The sequence below is a fragment of the Longispora albida DSM 44784 genome, assembly GCF_000379825.1.
GTDB lineage: Bacteria > Actinomycetota > Actinomycetes > Mycobacteriales > Micromonosporaceae > Longispora > Longispora albida.
Map to the genome: position 1 here is coordinate 174,190 of NZ_KB903836.1, position 18,987 is coordinate 193,176.

Annotated in this window: 21 protein-coding genes and 1 tRNA gene; 15 read left to right on the top strand and 7 right to left on the bottom strand. The window is 70.9% G+C overall.

All coding sequences use genetic code 11. The annotated features are described in order from the left end of the window. Positions 1–20: 20 nt before the first annotated feature. Positions 21–398, bottom strand: a complete 378-nt coding sequence (locus A3G1_RS0126625) for a cupin domain-containing protein (protein WP_018352550.1) — start codon at positions 396–398, stop codon at positions 21–23. A 111-nt stretch (positions 399–509) separates the two neighbouring features. Here A3G1_RS0126625 and A3G1_RS0126630 point away from each other — a divergent pair, with 111 nt between their 5' ends. Continuing rightward, positions 510–944: a MarR family winged helix-turn-helix transcriptional regulator gene (locus tag A3G1_RS0126630; protein WP_018352551.1), complete on the top strand. Its 435-nt coding sequence runs from the start codon at positions 510–512 to the stop codon at positions 942–944. A gap of 18 nt (positions 945–962) precedes the next feature. Here the strand turns inward: A3G1_RS0126630 and A3G1_RS40895 are convergent. Further along, positions 963–1,054 (bottom strand) — tRNA-Arg (locus A3G1_RS40895). 120 nt (positions 1,055–1,174) lie between these two features. Between A3G1_RS40895 and A3G1_RS37015 the strand changes: the two genes are divergently transcribed. Both A3G1_RS37015 and A3G1_RS0126645 read left to right on the top strand, forming a co-directional pair. Further along, entirely contained in the window at positions 1,175–1,582 is a 408-nt protein-coding gene (locus tag A3G1_RS37015) for a GNAT family N-acetyltransferase (RefSeq protein WP_018352553.1), read from the top strand. A 239-nt stretch (positions 1,583–1,821) separates the two neighbouring features. Continuing rightward, the gene (locus A3G1_RS0126645) at positions 1,822–2,964 is read left to right on the top strand and encodes an acyl-CoA dehydrogenase family protein (protein WP_018352554.1); all 1,143 of its coding nucleotides are present in this window, start codon (positions 1,822–1,824) and stop codon (positions 2,962–2,964) included. On the opposite strand, the gene A3G1_RS0126650 is transcribed toward A3G1_RS0126645, so the two are convergent. Then, positions 2,950–3,786 carry a dihydrodipicolinate synthase family protein gene (locus tag A3G1_RS0126650; protein ID WP_026212551.1) on the bottom strand — a complete coding sequence of 279 codons (837 nt, stop codon included), beginning with the start codon at positions 3,784–3,786 and terminating at the stop codon, positions 2,950–2,952. The genes A3G1_RS0126645 and A3G1_RS0126650 overlap by 15 nt on opposite strands. A 71-nt stretch (positions 3,787–3,857) precedes the next feature. On the opposite strand from A3G1_RS0126650, the gene A3G1_RS0126655 reads away from it, so the two are divergent. Together A3G1_RS0126655 and A3G1_RS39105 are read left to right on the top strand one after the other, a co-directional pair. Then, positions 3,858–4,763 (top strand): LysR family transcriptional regulator, encoded by a 906-nt coding sequence (locus A3G1_RS0126655; RefSeq protein WP_018352556.1) that lies wholly within the window; start codon positions 3,858–3,860, stop codon positions 4,761–4,763. A gap of 49 nt (positions 4,764–4,812) precedes the next feature. Next, entirely contained in the window at positions 4,813–5,439 is a 627-nt protein-coding gene (locus tag A3G1_RS39105; protein ID WP_157641421.1) for a hypothetical protein, read from the top strand. On the opposite strand, the gene A3G1_RS0126665 is transcribed toward A3G1_RS39105, so the two are convergent. After that, positions 5,406–6,293 carry an aminoglycoside phosphotransferase family protein gene (locus A3G1_RS0126665; RefSeq protein ID WP_018352558.1) on the bottom strand — a complete coding sequence of 296 codons (888 nt, stop codon included), beginning with the start codon at positions 6,291–6,293 and terminating at the stop codon, positions 5,406–5,408. The two genes, A3G1_RS39105 and A3G1_RS0126665, sit on opposite strands and share 34 nt — an antisense overlap. A 94-nt stretch (positions 6,294–6,387) precedes the next feature. Between A3G1_RS0126665 and A3G1_RS0126670 the strand changes: the two genes are divergently transcribed. From A3G1_RS0126670 to A3G1_RS37030, 5 genes are all read left to right on the top strand, one after another. Further along, a complete protein-coding gene (locus A3G1_RS0126670; protein ID WP_018352559.1) occupies positions 6,388–6,831 on the top strand; it encodes an Lrp/AsnC family transcriptional regulator in 444 nt (147 codons plus the stop codon). Positions 6,832–6,953: 122 nt separating this feature from the next. Then, positions 6,954–7,508 (top strand): MauE/DoxX family redox-associated membrane protein, encoded by a 555-nt coding sequence (locus A3G1_RS37025; protein ID WP_018352560.1) that lies wholly within the window; start codon positions 6,954–6,956, stop codon positions 7,506–7,508. Positions 7,509–7,510: 2 nt separating this feature from the next. Further along, the gene (locus A3G1_RS42155) at positions 7,511–8,020 is read left to right on the top strand and encodes a TlpA family protein disulfide reductase (RefSeq protein WP_026212553.1); all 510 of its coding nucleotides are present in this window, start codon (positions 7,511–7,513) and stop codon (positions 8,018–8,020) included. A gap of 8 nt (positions 8,021–8,028) precedes the next feature. After that, on the top strand, positions 8,029–9,852 hold the full coding sequence (locus A3G1_RS42160) for an ABC transporter ATP-binding protein (protein WP_018352562.1): 1,824 nt from the start codon (positions 8,029–8,031) through the stop codon (positions 9,850–9,852). Next, entirely contained in the window at positions 9,852–10,283 is a 432-nt protein-coding gene (locus tag A3G1_RS37030; RefSeq protein WP_018352563.1) for a S26 family signal peptidase, read from the top strand. Before A3G1_RS42160 ends, A3G1_RS37030 begins: the two co-directional genes overlap by 1 nt. A gap of 7 nt (positions 10,284–10,290) precedes the next feature. On the opposite strand, the gene A3G1_RS39110 is transcribed toward A3G1_RS37030, so the two are convergent. Further along, positions 10,291–11,103, bottom strand: a complete 813-nt coding sequence (locus A3G1_RS39110; protein WP_018352564.1) for a class I SAM-dependent methyltransferase — start codon at positions 11,101–11,103, stop codon at positions 10,291–10,293. A gap of 112 nt (positions 11,104–11,215) precedes the next feature. Between A3G1_RS39110 and A3G1_RS0126700 the strand changes: the two genes are divergently transcribed. The 4 genes from A3G1_RS0126700 to A3G1_RS37040 all read left to right on the top strand — a co-directional run bounded on the left by A3G1_RS0126700 (position 11,216) and on the right by A3G1_RS37040 (position 15,767). Further along, positions 11,216–12,322: a lipase family protein gene (locus A3G1_RS0126700; RefSeq protein ID WP_026212554.1), complete on the top strand. Its 1,107-nt coding sequence runs from the start codon at positions 11,216–11,218 to the stop codon at positions 12,320–12,322. Positions 12,323–12,332: 10 nt separating this feature from the next. After that, positions 12,333–12,785 (top strand): DUF4442 domain-containing protein, encoded by a 453-nt coding sequence (locus A3G1_RS0126705; protein WP_018352566.1) that lies wholly within the window; start codon positions 12,333–12,335, stop codon positions 12,783–12,785. A 196-nt stretch (positions 12,786–12,981) separates the two neighbouring features. After that, a complete protein-coding gene (locus A3G1_RS0126710) occupies positions 12,982–14,466 on the top strand; it encodes an alkaline phosphatase family protein (RefSeq protein WP_018352567.1) in 1,485 nt (494 codons plus the stop codon). Between the two features lie 203 nt (positions 14,467–14,669). After that, positions 14,670–15,767 carry a PP2C family protein-serine/threonine phosphatase gene (locus A3G1_RS37040; protein WP_018352568.1) on the top strand — a complete coding sequence of 366 codons (1,098 nt, stop codon included), beginning with the start codon at positions 14,670–14,672 and terminating at the stop codon, positions 15,765–15,767. Here A3G1_RS37040 and A3G1_RS39115 read toward each other — a convergent pair. Continuing rightward, complete coding sequence (locus tag A3G1_RS39115) at positions 15,756–16,511, bottom strand: aminoglycoside phosphotransferase family protein (RefSeq protein WP_018352569.1); 756 nt, start codon at positions 16,509–16,511, stop codon at positions 15,756–15,758. The genes A3G1_RS37040 and A3G1_RS39115 overlap by 12 nt on opposite strands. A 92-nt stretch (positions 16,512–16,603) precedes the next feature. On the opposite strand from A3G1_RS39115, the gene A3G1_RS37045 reads away from it, so the two are divergent. Continuing rightward, positions 16,604–17,458, top strand: coding sequence for a polysaccharide deacetylase family protein (locus A3G1_RS37045; protein ID WP_018352570.1), 855 nt, complete (start codon positions 16,604–16,606; stop codon positions 17,456–17,458). A 100-nt stretch (positions 17,459–17,558) separates the two neighbouring features. Here the strand turns inward: A3G1_RS37045 and A3G1_RS0126730 are convergent, their stop codons facing one another. Then, positions 17,559–18,962, bottom strand: a complete 1,404-nt coding sequence (locus A3G1_RS0126730; RefSeq protein WP_018352571.1) for a KamA family radical SAM protein — start codon at positions 18,960–18,962, stop codon at positions 17,559–17,561. Positions 18,963–18,987 lie beyond the last annotated feature (25 nt).

Below are 18,987 nucleotides of genomic sequence, written 5' to 3' on the forward strand. Positions count from 1 at the left end.
CCGGCAACGTGAATAGCTGGCTACTGCGCCCACGGCGGGGAGATGGTCCTGTCGCCCAGCATGCCGATGATGCCGGCCGAGGTGACCACAAGGCCGGTCACCTCCTCGGTGTCGCTGCCGTTGCGGATCTGGAACTTGGTGGCCGGCGGCACCATGATGACGTCACCGGGACCGGCGGCGTGGTCGACGCCGGCGATGGTGATGGTGAGCCGCCCGCTGCGGACCAGGAACAGCTCCTCCCGGGTGACGGAGTGCTCGAGGCTGGCGCCTCCGCCGGGCAGGGTCAGCTCCCACATGGCCAGCTCGCGGGAGCCACGGGACGGTGCGGCGAGGGTGCGGATCACGAAGCCCTCGGGGGTGTTGAACTCGGTTGCTGCGGCCAGGGTGGCGACGGTCAAGTGAACTCCTCTAGGATGGTCAACGTGGTTGACGATATGAAGGTAAACCGGGTTGACCAAATCCGTCAAGGGGAAAGCGCGCCCGGAACGGAGAACCTGCGCGAGATCCCGATGCTCCTGCACCGGGTGACGCGGGCGATGGTCGACCGGTTCCACGACCGGCTCGAAGCGGAGGACTGCCCGCCGCTGCGGCCCGCCCACGGGTACACCTTCAGGTTTGTGGCGGGGCAGGACCTGGTGACCACTGTGGACCTGGGGACGCACCTGGGTGTGACCAAGCAGGCGGCGGCGAAGATAGTCGCCGAGCTGGAAGGCTGGGGTTACCTCGCGCGGGCGGCACACCCGACCGACGGCCGCGCGCAGGTGCTCCGCCTGACCCAGCAGGGCTGGGACTACCTGGCCTACGCCGACCGCGTGTGGGGGGAGATCGCCGCGGAGTGGGGCGGAGTCATCGGCGGCGAACGGCTCACGGCGCTGCGCGCCGACCTCCAGTCCTACCTGGACACCTTCGCCTCCGGCCGGAACAATCTCCGGCCGGTCTGGTGACGGGCGGCGGTGCCTTGCTGGCGGAGAGGGCAGGATTCGAACCTGCGGAGGTCTTGCGACCCCTCCGGGACGGATCCCGGATCCCGATCGGCCACTACGGGGACCTCTCCATGTTTCCCGCTGTTTCCCGTTGCTGGTACCAAGTCTGGCAGCCGGCCCTGATCCGGCTCTGACCCCGGGCTGACGGCCACGGGGCAGCGAGCTGGCCGCAGGCCTGGGATGCTCGGCCGATGACTGATCTCGAAGTGCGCGAATCCGTCGACGAGGAACTGCTCCCGCAGCTGATGGCCCTCTACGCCGGCGAATGGTGGAGCAGCAAGCGCCCAGTGGAGCAGGTCCGGGCACTGCTGGCGGGCTCGGACCGGATACTGGCGCTGCTCGACCAGGGCGAGCTGGTCGCGTTCTGCCGGGCCATCACCGACGGCGTCATCCTCGCGGTGGTCCTGGACGTGATCGTCGCCCCCAGCCGGCGCGGAGCCGGGCTCGGCGACCACCTGATCCGCGAACTCCTGAATCTGATGCCAGAGGTGCGCAACTTCGAGCTGGTCTGCCGCCCGGACCTGGTCCCCTTCTATGCCCGGCACGGCTTCGCCGCCCCACCCGGCGGCTCCCAGGTCCTCCGCTTCAGCCGCACGTGAAGAGGTGACGACCCCGCGCGCGGGAATCGGCTAGGCGGGCTGCGGGTGCTGGCTGGGGATGTCCTTGCGGACGTGAGCGCTGTGATCGGTGGCTGGGGTCTGCGGGCGCGGGTTGGGGATGTCCTTGCGGGCGTGCGCGCCGGATAGGCGGTGGTTGATGCCGATCGGGCGGCCTCCGGGTACAGGAGCCCAAACGTTCGTTAAGCTGAGCGCGACACCGCCAGAGCCCGGGAGACAACGTGACCGTCGAGCGCATCCTGCCCACCGAAGAAGCCGCAGCGCTGCTGGAGCTGACCACGGAGCTGGCCGACGCCGAGCTGGCGCCGCGGGCCGCCGCCTTCGAGGAGCGGGGCGAGTTCCCGCGTGAGGTGCTGCGCACGCTCGGCCGGGCCGGGCTGCTCGGCCTGCCGTACGAGGAGAAGTACGGCGGCGCCGCCCAGCCGTACGAGGTGTATCTCCAGGTGCTCGAGATCCTCGCCTCCCGCTGGCTGACGGTCGCCGAGGCGGTCAGCGTCCACACGCTCGCCTGCTACCCGGTCGCCATGTACGGCTCGGAGGAGCTCAAGGCGCGTTTCCTCCCCGACGCGGTCGGCGGTGAGCTGCTCGGCGCGTACTGCCTGTCCGAGCCGGCCGGTGGCTCCGACGCCGCGAACCTGACGACGAAGGCCGTCCTCGACGGTGACGAGTACGTCGTCAACGGCACGAAGGCGTGGATCACGCACGCCGGTGAGGCCGACTTCTACAACGTGTTCTGCCGTACGGGCGGCCCCGGCCCGAAGGGCATCTCCTGCCTGTTCGCCGACGCGTCGACGCCGGGGCTCAACCCGCAGAAGCGTGAGCGGACGATGGGCCTGACCGGCTCGCCCGTCGCGCAGGTCGCCCTCGACGACGCCCGGGTCCCCGCCGACCGGCTCGTCGGCGGGGAGGGCATCGGCTTCACGATCGCGATGAGCGCCCTGGACGCCGGCCGGCTCGGTATCGCGGCCTGCGCCGTCGGCCTGGCGCAGGCGGCGCTGGACTACGCCGTGGAGTACGCGAAGGGCCGTGAGCAGTTCAACACGCGGATCATCGACTTCCAGGGCCTCGGGTTCATGCTCGCCGACATGGCGACCCAGGTGTCGGCGGCCCGGGCGATGGTCCTGGCGACCGCGCGGCTGCGGGACAACGGCCGCCCGTTCAGCGTGGAGGCCGCGAAGGCCAAGCTGTTCGCGACGGACATGGCCATGAAGGTCACGACGGACGCCGTGCAGGTGCTCGGCGGCTACGGCTACGTGCACGACCACCCGGTCGAGCGGTACATGCGTGAGGCCAAGCTGCTCCAGATCGTCGAGGGCACGAACCAGATCCAGCGCCTGGTCATCTCGCGTTCACTGGCCAAGTAGGGCCAGCGCGGCGTCGACAGCTGCCTGCGGGGCCGGTACGAGGGGGAGGCGTACGTCCGGGGCCGGGATGCGGCCCTGGGCGTGGAGTACTCCCTTGATGACGGTCGGGTTGGGCGCGGCGAACAGCGCCGCTGACAGCCTCGCGAGCCGGGCGCCACGTTCCCGGTCCGGCTCGGCGATCTGCGCGGCGAAGTGGGCCGTCTCGATGTGCGCCGAGGCGAGGACGCCGCCGTGCGCGCCGAGCGCGAGCATGGGGGAGAGGAACACGTCGTCCCCAGCCAGCACGGAGAACCCGGCCGGCGGGTCGGCGAGCAGGTCCACCGTGTCGGCGTCGATCCCGCCCACCGCGTACTTGACGGCGGCCACGCCCGGGATGGCGGCGATCCGGCGGAGCGCGCCAGCGCTGAGAGCCTGCCCCGTGCGGTACGGGATGTGATAGACGACGAGCGGCACGGGGCTGGCGGCGGCGAGCGCGGTGAAGTGGGCGACGACGCCGTCCTCGCCGGGGCGGAGGAACGGCGGCACGAGCGTGAGCGCCGCGTCCGTCCACTCTGGATCGATCGCGCGGAAGGCCTCCGGCGTGTTCGCGCCGATGATGAGCTTCGCGCCGTGCGCGTGGCAGGCCGCGGCGGCCACGGTGATCACCGTTTCCTGTTCGGCGGGGCTCAGCGAACCTGGCTCGCCGGTCGTGCCGAGCGCGACAAGGCCGGCCGCTCCGGCGGTGAGCGCGTCGCCGGCGAGCTTCGCCAGGGCGTCGGCGGCCAGGGAGCCGTCGGTGTCGAAGGGCGTGATCAGGGGGACGAAGAGCCCGGTCAGTGTCATGATCCCAGCCTGCGGCCTGATGATGGTGAAGGTCCAGTTCACTTTTCTGTACCTGACCGTAAGCTGAGCTTATGCTCGACGTCCGCCGCCTCCACCTGCTCCGCGACCTGGCCCGCCTCGGGACCATCGCCGCCGTCGCCGGGATGCACCGGTACACGCCGTCGGCCGTGTCGCAGCAGCTCGCGACCCTCGAACGCGAAGCCGGCACGCCGCTGCTCGAACGGACCGGGCGCCGGGTCACCCTGACCCCGGCCGGGCGCGTGCTGGCCGAGCACGCCGAGGCCGTCCTCGCCGCGCTGGAGGAAGCCGGGTCGGCGGTCGCGGCCGTGGCCAGGGGGCTGAGCGGGCCGCTGAGGATCGGCGCGTACCCGACGGCCGTCCGCGCCCTGCTTCCCGCCACACTCGCCGCGCTCGGCCGCCGCCATCCCGGGCTGGAGCTGCGCGTCGACGAACTCGACCCGGCCCTCGTCCCGGCCGCCCTCCGCGAACGCCGGCTCGACGTCGGGCTGCTCCACGACTACGACGCCGTCCCCGTGCGGCCCGACCCGGCGCTCGACACGACACCCCTGCTCGACGAGACCGTGTACCTGGCTGTGCCCGCAGCGGACGGCCCGCCGCCCGGCGAGGACCCCGTCCGGGCATCCCGGGACCGGCCCTGGATTCTCGGCAGCCCCGGCACGCTGTGCCACACGGTCGCGGTGGAGCTGGGAAGGCGGGCCGGGTACGCCCCGCGCGCCCGCCACCACGCCGACGACTTCGCGACCGTGGTGGCTCTGGTCGCCGCGGGGCTGGGCGTCGCCATCGTCCCCGAGCTGGCCATCGAGCACCCGCCGGCCGGTGCCCGGCTGCTCCCGCTGCCGACCAGGAGACGGACGCGGATCGCGTACCGGAAGGGCGCGGCAGACCATCCGGCTGTCGCCGCGTTCACGGCCGAGATCAGGACGGCAGTGGCGGCCCGGCCCGCGCCATTGCACTAGTCTCCTAGGACGCTTTAACGGGTTGTGACGCCCCCTACGCTTGGCGAACGTGAGCTTCTCCAACTTCGTCCGCAGAGCCCGCGACCCCGGCCGCCCGCACCTGGCCCGGGTCGCCAGCCTCTGCTCGGCAGTGCAGGTCTACCGGCCGCTCGGGCACCGCGCGACGCTGAGCTACCTGACGCGGATCTCCGGCCCGTACGAGAAGGACGAAGCGGCTCTGCTGCGCGCGGTGGAGCTGCTGACCGCGAGCCGGGGGATCGCAGTACAGGAACGGGCGGCCTACGGGGCCCGGCGGGGCACCGAGAAGGCAGCCGGCCGGCGCAGGCCCGCACCCGGCGACTACCCGGACCAGCAGATCTGGCACCTCGACCCGCGCGACGGCGCGATGCACGCGCTCTGGTTCTGGCTACGGGACACGCGGCGGGCGGGACACCGGGACCCCGGGCTCGTGCGGCTGGCCCGCGAATGCCTGGTAACCGGAAGCCTCAGCCCAGCCGATCAGGAAGCCCTGGCTGAGGTGCACAGCGTGAGCCAGGCAGTCGTGCGCATGCCCTGGACAGGAGCCCCGGGTGGTGACTCGCGATGGCATACTGCCCGGCAGCGGCTGAGGATCGTCCACCATCTGCGGACCGCCGCCAGGCTCTACACGCCGAGGGACAGCAGCCAGTCCACGTAGCCGGCGGGCGGCTGCATGTCCTGGCTGAGCATCCAGTGCACTCTGGACACGCCGGTGAGCTGGGCCGTGATCTCGTACCCGAGCCGGACGTCCTCCGCCTGGCCGGTCCAGCCGGCCGCCGACAGCCCGGCGAGGTACGCGTCGAGGAGCCCGCCGGGCGATGGGGCCGACAGGGCCAGGTGCGCGAGGTCGGCGCCGTACGGGCTCAGGCCCATGCAGCCCCAGTCGATCGCGACGACCTCGCCGTCCGGGCCGGTGAACAGGTTGCCGAGGTGGTAGTCGCCGTGGCTGGGGACGAAGGGGAGCTCGTCGAGGATGCCGAGCAGCCGGTACCGGTCGGCCCACGCTCCGGCGAGGCGGCGGCGTACCGGGCCGTCCACTGGGAGGACGGAGAAGTCGAGCCCGCCCTTGGCGCCGGTCGCGTCGATCCGCTGGGCGAGCTGGTGCCCGGCGAGCCAGGCCGGGCGGTCGGGGGACGGGCTGCCCTGCCACGTACCGAGGGCGGTGGCTGCGGCGTGCGGGGTGGCGGGGGAGGGCGGGGTGATGGCTTCCCAGTACACGATGAGGGTGTCGGGGGTTTCTTCCACGCCGTGGCAGTGAGGTGCACGCAGGCCGTGCTGGGGCAGGATGCCGCTGGTGGCGGCGAGGGCTTCGCGGCGCCAGTAGGCGAAGTGCCGGGGGTCCTCGCTGCCGGTGGCGGGGGAGAGGTGCTTTTCGATGACGGTGAAGGGCTGCTCGTGCCCGTCCACTCTGGCCAGCCCGCTGACCTGCCAGACTCCGGCGGTCGCGCGGCCGGAACTGCCGGTCAGGGGCTTGCGGTCGCTGTGCAGGATGTCCCCCGGGAAGTGCTTCACGCCAGGAAGTATCCCGTATGAGGTCTCTGGCTAGTTTCCTAGGATGCACAAGCCACAGTGACGTGCCCCGCAAACCTCGGTAACGTCAGCAAGCATGGAAGACACCGACCGGGCGATCGTCGCCGCCCTGCGCGCTGACGGCAGGCTGTCCTACACGGAGCTGGCGGACAGGGTTGGGCTGTCGGTGTCTGCCGTGCACCAGCGGGTGCGGCGCCTGGAGCAGCGGGGTGTGCTGCTCGGGTACTCGGCGCGGATCGACTACGAGGCGATGGGGCTGCCGCTGACGGCGTTCGTGGCGATCCGGCCGTTCGACGCCGCGCAGCCTGACGACGCGCCTGACCGGCTGTCGCACCTGCCGGAGGTCGAGTCGTGCTATTCCGTGGCCGGGGAGGACTTCTACCTGCTGAAGGTGCGGGTTTCCAGCCCGGCCGACCTGGAGCGGCTGCTCCAGGAGATCCGGACCCTGGCGAACGTGACGACGCGGACGACGGTGGTGCTGTCCACTCCGTACGAGGGGCGTCCGGGGCGGATCTCCTGACTCCCGCCTGGGTCTCTTGATCAGTTTGTTGCCGACGGTCCACTGAGGAATCTTGCGGACCCCGGTCCGGCGTGCTCGAATACATCGAGCTTCGCCATTGGACCTGGGAGGTGTCTGCCCCGGTGGAGTACGTCTCTGTGGGCCTGCGCGTGGTTGTCGCGGTCGTGTTCTGTGTTTCCGCCGCCAGCAAGCTGCGCGGGGTTTCCGCGTTCCGTGAGTTCCGGGCTGCCGTCGCTCAGCTGGCTCCGCCGCTGAAGGGTGTGCGGGGGCCGGTGGCCGTCGTGGTGATCGCGGCTGAGGTCGTGGCGGCCGTGTTGATGCTCCTGGCGCCGCTGGCCGGGTTCGTGCTGGCTTTCGTGCTGCTCGCGGCGTTCACTGCCGGGCTGGCTGGTGTGCTGCGGCGGGGTGTGTCCGCGTCGTGCCGGTGTTTCGGCGGTGGTGCAGCTCCGGTGCGGGGCCGTCACGTGTGGCGGAACGCCGTGCTGCTGGTGGTCGCTGGCGCGGGCGTCGCCGTGCCGGCTGGCGGGGTTCTTGCCGCGCCTGGGGTGATGGTGGCGGTCGCCGCGGGTGCGGTGGCCGCTGTGCTTGTTGTCCGCTGGGATGACCTGGCTGAGGTGCTGGTGCCGGGTCCGGCTTCTGCGCGGGTGTCCGCGAGGTCTTCGGGGAAGGGCGAGTGACGATGGCGTACCTGACTGCTGCGGTTGTCCTGGTTGGCGGGTTGTGTGTGCTGAACCTGCTGCTGACGCTGGGGGTGATCCGGCGGTTGCGTGAGCACACGGAGCTGCTGTCGAGGCGGGGGTCTGTGGCTGATGACCGTACGCCGCAGCCGGGTCAGGTGATCGGGGAGTTCTCGTCCGGCGGGCTGGTGACAGCGGATCTGGGGGAGCGGACGCTGGTGGGGTTCTTCTCGCCGTCGTGCGCGCCGTGCAAGGAGATGCTGCCGTCCTTCGTGGAGCTGGCGAAGGGGTACGCGGGGCCGGTGGTGGCTGTGGTCGTGGCGGCTGGTGACGAGGACGCTCCGGGGAGTGTGGCGGCGCTGGAGCCGGTGGCCCGGGTGGTGGTCGAGGCTCCTGGTGGTGCGGCGGGGAAGGCGTTCGGGGTGTCGGCGTGGCCGACGTTCCTGGTGGTGTCGGGTGGCCGGGTCGAGGTGGCCGGGCACGATGTGGATTCGGTGGCGGCGCGGGCATGAGTGGTGACATGGGGGCTGGGGATCCGTCGCGCCGTGAGCTGGTGCGGGCTGGGCGGCTGGCTTCGGGGCTGGTGTGGCGGGCTGACCGGGGGACGGTCGGCTGGTATGTGCTGCTGACGGTGGTGATGGCCGGGGTGCCGGTGGCCGCGGCGTGGCTGACGAAGTTGTTGTTCGACGCGCTGACGGGCGGGGCTGGGCTGCGCGGGGTGCTGTGGCTGGCTGGCGGGGTGGCGGCGACGGGGGCTGCGGCTGCTGTGGTGCCGCAGGTGGTGCAGTACGTGCGGTCGGAGCTGGACAGGTCGGCTGGGCTGGCGGCGAGTGACGGGTTGTTCCGGGCGGTGGAGGGGTTCGCTGGCCTGGCGCGGTTTGAGGATCCGGCGTTCCTGGACCGGCTGCGGCTTGCTCAGCAGGGTGCTCAGGCTCCGGGTGGGCTGGTGGATTCGGGGCTGGGGGTGGTGCGCAGTGTGCTGACGCTGGGCGGTTTGCTGGGTTCGCTGTTCGTGCTGAGCCCGGTGATCACGGTGGTGGTGCTGCTGGCCGGGGTGCCGATGTTCGTGGCGGAGCTGGCGTTGTCGCGGCGGCGGGCGCGGATGATGTGGACGATCGGGCCGGTGGAGCGGCGGGAGTTCTTCTATTCGCAGCTGCTGGGGACGGTGGACGCTGCGAAGGAGATCCGGTTGTTCGGGATCGGGTCGTGGTTGCGGGGGCGGATGCTGGCGGAGCGGCGGACGGCTCTGGTGGCGCGGCGGGCTCAGGATCGGCGGGAGATGCTGGTTCAGGCTGGGCTGGGTGTGCTGGGGGCTGTGGTCGCTGGTGCCGGGATGGTGTGGGCTGTGGCGGGGGCGCGGGCCGGTTCGCTGAGTATTGGTGACATCTCGATGTTCGTGGCGGCGGTGGCATCTGTGCAGGGTGCTGTGCAGTCGCTGGTGACGGATGTGACGCATGGTCACCAGAGTCTGCTGGTGTTCTCGCATTACGCGGCGGTGGTGGACGCTGGGCCGGATCTGGCAGAGCCGGAGGTGCCTGCGGAGTTGCCGGTGCTGCGGCGGGGGATCGAGCTGCGGGATGTGTGGTTCCGGTACGCGGAGGATCAGCCGTGGATTCTGCGGGGTGTGGATCTGGTGATCCCGCACGGGGCGGCGGTGGCGCTGGTGGGGTTGAACGGGGCTGGGAAGAGCACGCTGGTGAAGTTGCTGTGCCGGTTCTATGACCCGGTGCGGGGGGCGATTCTGTGGGACGGTGTGGATCTGCGGGATGTGCCGGTGGCTGAGCTGCGGCAGCGGATCGGGGCGGTGTTCCAGGACTACATGGAGTACGACCTGACGGCCGGGGAGAACATCGCGGTGGGTGATCTGTCGGCTGTGGACGATCGGGCCCGGCTGGAGCAGGCTGCGCGGTGGGCTGGGATTCACGAGCGGCTGGCTGCGCTGCCTTCTGGGTACGAGACGTTGCTGTCGCGGATCTTCGTGAGTGAGGCTGACAAGGAGGATCCGCAGACGGGTGTGGTGTTGTCGGGCGGGCAGTGGCAGCGGCTGGCTCTGGCGCGGGCGTTCCTGCGGGAGGGGCGGGATCTGATGATCCTGGACGAGCCGAGTGCCGGGCTGGACGCTGAGGCGGAGCATGAGGTGCATGTGCAGCTGAAGCGGCATCGGGCTGGGCGTACGAGCTTGCTGATCTCGCATCGGCTGGGGGCTGTGCGGGACGCGGATCTGATTGTGACGCTGGAGGGTGGCCGGGTGGTGGAGCAGGGCGGGCATGCTGTGCTGTCGGCGGGGGATGGTCCGTACGCGCGGTTGTTCCGGTTGCAGGCCGCGGGGTATCAGGCGTCGTGATGTGGGTGTGGGTGGCGGCTGGGCTGGTGGTGCTGGCTGGGGTGGTGGTGTTTCTGCGGTTGCGGTTCGTGGCGGTGACTGTGGAGGGGCTGAGTATGGAGCCGACGTTCGCTGCTGGTGACCGGGTGCTGGTGCGGCGGGTGCGGGTGGGGGCTGTGCGGGCTGGGCAGGTGGTGGTGGCGCGTCCGCCGGAGGGGTTGCCGGGTGCTGGGTGGCTGATCAAGCGGGCTGTGGCTGTGCCGGGTGATGTGGTGCCGCGTGAGGCTGTGGCGGCGTTGCGGGATGTGCCGGAGGAGCGGGTTCCGGCGGGGGCGCTGGTGTTGCTGGGGGACAACGCGGCTGTGAGTTTCGATTCGCGGAAGTGTGGTTACTTCCTGGAGGGTCAGCTGCTGGGGGTCGCGGTGCGGCGGTTGCCGGCCGCGCGGGGGTAGGCAGTTGTTACCGGGTGGCGTGGATGAGCCAGATGGCGTTGTAGGCGTCGCGGAGCCTGGGTGGTGGCTGGGGGAGCCAGGGGCAGGTGTGGAGGTGCTCGGGGAGGTAGGCCTCGGTGTGCCAGCCGTGGGGTGCGAGCCAGGCTGCGGGGTCTGCGGTGTGGCCGGTGAAGGGTGAGCCTCTGTCTCGCAGGTACGCGATGAAGGTCTGGTTGTGGGGCTGGGCTGGGTAGCTGGTGTCGGGGATGTCGGTGAGCAGGTGTGATCCGGGGGCCGCGAGGGGGCTGATGGTGGCCAGGAGCTGGTCTGCTTCGGTGGCGGTGAGGTAGTAGAAGAGTCCTTCGGCGATCCAGACGGCGGGTTGTGCTGGGTTGTAGCCGGCGGTGGTGAGCTGGTCTGGCCAGGTGTGGTGGCGCAGGTCGGTTTCGATGGTGTGGTAGCGGCATGGGGGTTCGCCGAGGGTGGTGTGCTTGGCGGTGAGCTGGCCGGGGAAGTCGGCTTCGTAGTAGTCGAGGTCTGGGGGCAGGTGGAGGCGCCAGGGGCGGGTGTCGGTGCCGGCGCCGAGGGAGACGATCTGGCGGATGCCTGCGGGGATGGCGGTGTGGAGGATCTCGTCGCCGAATCTGCCGCGGACGATGACGACGGCGATGGGGGAGCCGGCGGCGTGGTGTTCGGCCATGATGGCGTCGTGTTCGGGGGTGGCGAGCTGGGCGGCGTAGGGGTCGTGGAGGTAGGCGTCGTGGTGGGTGGTTTCCGCGGCGCGGATGGCTGACATCCAGTCGCTGGTGCTTTTGACTGCCTCGTCGTTGTTGTCCGCCATGGGGGTGACGGTACTGGAGGTGCCCGGCGGGTGTGCCAGAAAAGCGCCGGGCGGGTGGTGGCTGTGCTACTCCTAAGCAGACAGTCCAGACTGCATCCTTTCAGGAGGGCTCATGACTGCACGACGCATCCTCGCGGCGGCGCTGGCCGCCGCGCTGCTGGTACCGGCGGGCGCCGCCACGCCAGCCGCAGGAGCAGTGACGACGGCGGCGGGGCCTGGGGCTCTGCTGAGCGCGGAGGAGTTCTGGGCGCCGGGGTTCGAGCTGGCGCGGGCGTGGCGGATCACGTACCGGTCGACCTCGGCCACCGGTGCCGCGAACACGGTCAGTGGCACGGTCCTGGTCCCGAGGTTGCCGTATCCGGGGCCTCGGCCGGTGATCGGTTACGCGGTGGGGACGCATGGGCTGGGTGACCAGTGTGCGCCGTCGCGGCGGCTGGCTTCGGGTACGGAGGGGGAGGCGGCGATCATCGGGCAGTACACGGCGCGGGGGTGGGCTGTGGCTGTGACGGACTACGAGGGGCTGGGTACGGCGGGGGACCACACGTACACGGCTGGCCGGTCGGCGGGGCACGCGCTGCTGGATGTGGTGCGGGCGGCGCAGCGGCTGACGGGGAGCCGGGGTCCGGCGGGGGTCACGGGGTATTCGCAGGGCGGGCAGGCTGCGGGGTGGGCTGCGCAGCTGCATGCCTCGTACGCGCCGGATATCGATCTGCGGGGCAGTGTTGTGGGGGCTCCGCCGGCGGATCTGGAGGGTGCGGCGCGGGCGAATGACGGGGGTCTGGGTTCGGGGCTGATCCTGGCCGCGGGGGCTGGGCTGGATGCGGCGTATCCGGAGCTGGGGCTGCCTGGGTATCTGAACGCGGCTGGGGTGTCGGCTGTGGCGGATGTGCGGGGGTCGTGTGTGGCGGAGTTCTCGGTGAGGTATGCGTTCCGGCGGCTGGCTGAGTTCACGACGGTGGATGTGCTGGCGTTGCCGGAGTGGCGGGTGCGGCTGGCTGAGCAGCGGCTGGGCGGGGTGACGCCGGATGCTCCGGTGCTGTTGTACCACTCGCCGGCTGATGAGCTGCTGCCGTTCGGGTTCAGCGAGAAGCTGAGCCGGGATTGGCGGGGTGGTGAGCTGACGTGGTGGGTGGCTCCGGCGGGTGGTCATGTGCCGACGCTGGTGGTGGTGAATCCGGCGGCGGTGCAGTGGCTGGCCTCCGCTATTACCGCCGGGTAACATCGTCGGCATGCTGACTTCCGACGCCATCGCCGCCAGCCTGCGCGACGCCGTGCCGTTCGTGCGGACCCTCGGGCTGGAGTACCTGGAGCTCGAGCCGGGCCGGGCGCTCCTGCGGCTGCCCGACGACGCCGCTCATCACAACCATGTGGCCGGGCCGCACGCCGGGGCCATGTTCACGCTCGCCGAGTCGGCGTCCGGTGCCATCGTGATCGGCAGTTTCGCGCATCTGCTGGACCGGGCGACGCCGCTGGCCGCGCGGGCGGAGATCCGGTACCAGAAGCTGGCGATGGGGCCGGTGCTGGCGGAGGCGACGCTGGGGCGTGACGCCGCGGAGGTCGAGGCGGAGCTGCTGGCGGGCGGGAAGCCGGAGTTCGGCGTGCACGTGGTGCTGCGGACCGAGGACGGGACGCAGACCGGTGAGATGACGATTTTCTGGGCGCTGAAGCCGCACAAGCGCTGATATCAGGTATTTCCCTGGGGCCCGCACTGGCGACGGTGCGGGCCTCAGCCGTTCCTGCGGTGACAACTTTTTCCGACAGGCTTCACCAGAACGCTACATTGGACTAGACGTTTACGCCGATGTCCCGGTGATGCCGGGTGGTGTTCACGCGCGTCCCCTGAGCTTGACGGCACGTCCCCCCGACAAGGAGACCACCGTGAAAGCACTGACCCGCGGCCTCGTGGCCGCATCCCTCCTCGCCGCGGCCCTCACCGCGGCACCCGCCGGCGCCGCCCCGGCAGCCGTGACCGCGAAGACCCCCAAGGTCCTGGTCGTCGGCATGGACGGCCTCAACTGGGCGAAGGTGGTCCAGGCGAACGCGCCGCGCCTGGACGCCCTGGCCGCTTCCGGCACGCTGGGCGAGAGCATGCTGTACTGCGGCCCGATGGCCGCTTCGTCGTCTGGTCCTGGCTGGTCGACGATCGCGACGGGTGTGTGGCCGGACAAGCATGGCGTGAAGGACAACAGTTTCAGCGGGAAGCAGTACGGCACGTACCCGGATTTCCTGACCCGGATCGAGCGGGCGAGCAGTGCTTTCGGCACGTTCTCGGTGCTGGACTGGGCGGTGCTGCACACGCAGGGCACGTTCGGGACGGCGATCGACACGCGGATCACGTACGACGGTGACCGTGACGGGTATGTGGGCAGTGACGCGAAGGTGACGGCTGACGCGGTGCGTATCCTGCGGGACACGAACCCTGACGCCGGGTTCGTGTACCTGGGCAACACTGATGTGGTGGCGCACGCTTCTGGTACGGGCAGTGCTTACCTCGCGGCGATCGAGAAGCAGGACGCGCAGCTGGGCCAGCTGCTGGACACGATCACGGCCCGGCCGTCGTACGCGACGGAGGACTGGAAGGTCGTCGTCACGACCGATCACGGGCATGTCAACCCGGGTGGCGGGCATGGTGGCTGCGGGATCGACGAGCGCCGGACGTTCGTGCTCACGAGCGCGGGCGGGGGGCTGCGGCCGGTCGACGTGAAGCTGGTGGATGTGGCGGCGACGGCGCTGGCGCATCTGGGCCTGTCCGCGCCGATCGACGGGAAGCCGGCGCACGTGCGGTCCGCTGACCCGTTCGACGGCCTGTACGGGAGCCTGCAGTCCCGGGTGGACGAGACGGGTATCCCGAGCGGCGTCAAGGGTTTCACGCACACCACGCCGCCGGGCTGGAGCATCACGCAGAACATGCCTTCGGGCGGGGTCACGGAGTGGCGGGGCTGGTCGTTCACGACGGACGAGTTCTGGACGCGCACGCAGGCCAGCCAGTACCGGGAGCTGAACGTGCGGGCCCGGGGCGTGTTCGCTGTTGCGGATTCTGACGAGTTCGCCGACAAGGCGGGCGGCGCGTCGTATGACTCGACGCTGATCTCCCCGGCGTTCGCGGTCACGGGCGGCTCGCAGGCCACGCTGCGGTACGTCACCCACTACATGCAGGAGGGCAGCCAGACTGGTGACGTGTCGGTGTCGTTCAACGGCGGGGCGCCGCAGCTCGTCAAGCGGTACAGCGCCGACGCGGTCGCGAAGGACGAGACGGTCACCGTGAGCGTGCCGGCGGGTGCGACCAGTGTCAAGGTCCACTTCCGGTACTACAACGCGAGCAACAACTGGTTCTGGGTGATCGACGACCTGCGCGTCGCCTGACATCCGCCGTTTCCCGCACCGCCCGGCGCCGTGTCCCAGCGCCGGGCGGTGCCCCGCTTTCCAGGGCTTTTTCTTCGTACCGGCTGCGTGTGGCCCCCGCCGTCGCGGCGGTATGCCCCCGGTGCCGGCGGAATCTGGCTAAACCACCCGGGAGCCCCCGCCCCTCCTGCAAGATCGAGGGAACGGGGCGGGGGAGGTGACGCGTGGGGCACGTGCGCCAGCGGCTGCGGGAGGTGGCGGTACCTCTCGCGTTCCTGCTGGTCATCACCGGCCTGGACCTGGTGCTCGGCCGTAACGAGAACACGTTCCTCGCGCCCATCCTGCTGGCCTGCCCGGCGCTGGCCGCGGCGACGGCCGGGCCTGTCAGCGTCGCCATCATCGGGGTCCTCGTCCTCGTCACCCGCCAGGGGCTGGCCCTCTACGACGACGCGGTCACCGAGCTGGCCCGCCCCGCGGTCTTCTACAACCGCACCCTCGGCTACCTCGCCGTCATCGCCGTGTCCGTGTACCTCGCCTGGCGCCGGCAGCGCAGCGAGCGCAAACTCGAAGCCGTCACGTCCGTCGCCCTCACTGCCCAGCAGGCGATCCTCCGCTCCGCCCCGGAGACGGGCGGTGAGGTCCGCGTCGGCCTGCGCTACATCGCCGCCGCCGACGAGGCTTCCATCGGCGGTGACCTCTACGAGGTGATCAGCACCCAGTACGGCACGCGTGTCCTCATCGGCGACGTCAAAGGCTCAGGCCTCGGCGCGGTCTACGCCGCCTCGCTCGTCCTCGGTGCCTTCCGTGCCACCGCCTACGACGAACCGGACCTTGCGGCCATCGCCAGCAAAGCCGAAGCCACCGTCTACCGTCACCTCGGCCCCGACGACTTCATCACCGCGCTGTTCGTCCAGATCGGCCCGGCCGGCCTGACCCTCCTGCACCGCGGCCACGTCCCGGCCCTCGTCATCAACGACGAGGAAGGCACCGTGCACAGCGCCGAACCGCCCGTGGCCGCCCCGCCCCTGGGCCTCAGCCACCTCGTCACCACCCGCGCCCGCGAATGGACCGTCCCCTTCGGAGCCTCCGACATCCTGCTCCTCTACACCGACGGCGTCATCGAAGCCCGCGGCCCCGGTGGCTTCTACCCCCTCGCGCAGCGCGCCGCGGCCCTCGTCGACTCCGACCTCGAAGCCAGTGCCGGCCGGCTGCACGCCGACCTGCTCCGTCACACCGGCCGTTCCGGCAAGCCTCTCGCTGACGACGCCGTCATCATGCTCATCGCCCGCGACAACAGCCTCAGCCCCGCCTCACAGGAGTGACAGCAGCCGCGTGGCCTGTGACGTGAGGGTGCCGGGCGGGTTGCGGCGCGCGGCCCGGCCGCCCGGCAGCAGCAGGAGCAGCCAGAACGACGCGGCGGTCAGTCGTGCGTCGCGCAGCCGCCGCTCGTCGCGGGCGAGGCGGGCCACGAGGGGGCTGAGGCTGGCGTCGCGCATGGCGATGTGCTCCAGCATGGTGCCCAGCTCGTAGTCCGCGTCGGACATCCCGGCGTCCTCGAAGTCCACGATCCGTACCCGGCCGCCGTCGTGCAGGTAGTTCGCCGGATTCGGATCACAGTGCCCCAGCACGGCCGGCGCGGCCGGGAACTCCACCTTGGACAGGAACACCAGCGCCGCGTCGTACGCCTCGCCGGCCACACCCTCCGGGCGTGGTGCCGCCGACAGGCCAGCGTGGGTGGTTCCCGGCCACACGCCCGGAGACGACCGCCTCGGAATCAGATCGGCGGCCGGTACGCTCCACAGCTCCTCCAGGGCGTCACCCAGCGCGGTGACCTGGGCCGGGGACGGGACAGCGGGCAGGGGAGCGCCGGGCAGGCGCCCCATCAGCACCCACGGCGGATCGGCGTCCAGGTCACAGCCCAGCGGCTCGGGGACAAGGCCCGGAGCGTGCTCGTGCGCGCGGTTCAGCATCGCCCACTCCCGTGTGTGCTCGCCGCGATCCCACTCGCGGAACGTCTTGCGCAGGGCGGCGCCGGCCTCCGGTACCAGGAAATGGGTCTGAGCCATCCTGAGACCCTAACCGCCCTTTACTGTTAGGACAGTTATCTATATGGTGCGCCGTAGCCCTTCGACACCCCTCGATACGTAAAGGCGTCACCATGCTCAGGAGGATCCTCGCGGGACTGGCCATCATGGCCACTCTCGCGGCAGCGGCGGGTCCCGCCGCCGCCAGCCCCGGCGCGGCCGGGGACATCGTCACCACCACCCGCACGCCCGGCCGGCAGCTCGCCCTCACCTTCGACGACGGCCCCTCACCGGAGTGGACCCCGAAGATCCTCGGCCTGCTGCGCGAGCACCAGCTGCGGGCCACGTTCTGCCTGCTCGGCTCCCAGGCCCAGGCCCACCCGGACCTCGTCCGCCAGATCGCCGCCGGCGGGCACGCGCTGTGCAACCACACCTGGGACCACGACTACCTCGGAGCCGCCAGCCCCGCCGAGATCCGCGCGGACCTCGAAGCCACCAGCGCCGCGATCCGCACCGCCGCTGGCCGGCCCGGCCTGCCCATCCCGTACTTCCGCGCGCCCTACGGCGCCTGGGGGCAGACACCGCAGGTCGCGGCCTCCCTCGGCATGACAGCCCTGGCCTGGTCGGCCGACCCCCAGGACTGGGACGGCTCCGGCGCGCAAGCCCTCGCCGCGCGCCTGCGCGCGGGCATCCACCCGCAGGCCGTCATCCTCTCCCACGACGGCGGCGGCGACCGGGCACCCACCTGGCAGGCCTACGCGGCCGTCCTGCCGGAATGGAAAACGGCCGGCTGGTCCTTCGACCTGCCGGCCACCACCGGCGGCCCCCGCCCGCCAGCCTGCACCGCCGCACCCTGGACCGCGCACACCGCCTACACGGGAGGAGAGCGCGTCACCCGCGCCGGCCGCGTCTACCAGGCCGGCTGGTGGACGATGCTCGAAGACCCCGCAACCGCCTGGTGGGTGTGGGCGGACCTGGGCCCCTGTTAGGGAAAAGCGCTGGCCCCGGGTGCGCGCGCACCCGGGGCCAGCGTCGCAGCCAGCTCCGCGGCTGTCCCTAGGGGCAGCGGGCCAGGCAGTCAGTGGCCGGTCAGGCCGACAGCGCGGCGGCCTCACGGCTGGCCTGGGCGGCGGCCTGCGCGGCCGGGTCCTCGGCCGGGTGCTGCTCACGCCACCACGCCTGGCCGGCCTCCGGCAGCGTGTAGATCGGGTCGTAGTAGGCGTAGGTCCGCTCCAGGGCGTCCACATCCGACATCTCGATCGACGTGCGGTAGTTCTTCGTCCAGTAGGAGATGCCCTTCTCCCGGTCGTACTCGCTGAGCATGTGCACCCAGCGCTTCCCCACGAACGGCACGTCGCACACGATCCGCGGCGTCGCGTACCCGGGCAGGTAACCCATGATCGCGTGCTGCAGGGCCTGCGCCTCCCACACCGACACCCGCCAGTGCTCGGCGTTGGGGATCAGGTCGCACATGTAGAAGTAGTACGGCAGGATGTTCGCCTCACCCTGCAGCGCGAAGCACAGGTCCAGCAGGTCCACGCTCGTCGCGTTCACGCCGCGCATCAGCACACCCTGGTTACGCACGTCGCGCACACCCACGTCGATCGCGGTCCGCGCGGCCTTCGCGACCAGCGGCGTCACCGAGTTCGCGTGGTTGACGTGCGTGTGGATCGCCAGGTTCACACCCCGCCGGTGCGCGGTGTTGGCCACCCGCTCCAGGCCCTCCACCACGTCCGGCTGCAGCCAGTGCTGCGGCAGGCCCATCAGCGCCTTCGTCGCCAGCCGGATGTCACGCACCGTCTCGATGTCCAGCAGGCGCATCAGGTACGACTCGAGGTTCTTCCACGGCACGTTCGCCACGTCGCCACCCGACACGACCACGTCACGCACGCCCGGCTGCGACTTGAGGTAGCTGATGTGCGCGTCGTAACGGTCCACCGGCTTCAGCGTCAGCTTCAGCTTGTCCACGGTGGGCGTCGAGTTGCCGACCAGGTCCATCCGGGTGCAGTGGCCGCAGTACTGCGGGCACGTCGACAGCAGCTCGGCGAGAACCTTCGTCGGATACCGGTGGGTCAGGCCCTCCGCCACCCACATGTCGTGCTCGTGCAGCGAGTCACGCGTGGCATAGGGGTGCGACGGGAAGTCGGCGGCACGGTCCGACAGCACCGGCAGCATGTACCGGCGCACCGGGTCGGCGTAGAACGACTCCGTGTCCGGCACCTCGTGCGGCACCATCGTGTTCACCATGTGCGGCGGCACGAGCATCGACATCGTCGCCCGCTGCTGCTGGTCGGCCTCCAGGTCGGCGTAGAACCGCTCGTCGAGCAGGTCACCCATGACGGCCCGCAGCTGCTTCACGCTCTTCACGCAGTTGACCCGCTGCCACTGCGCGGACTCCCACTGCTCCCGCGTCACCGACCGCCAGCCGGGCAGCCGGGTCCAGTCCGGCTCGGCCAGCTCCCGCCTCCGGTACGTGTACGGCTGCTCGGTCATGTGCGAACCCCTCCTGCAAATAATG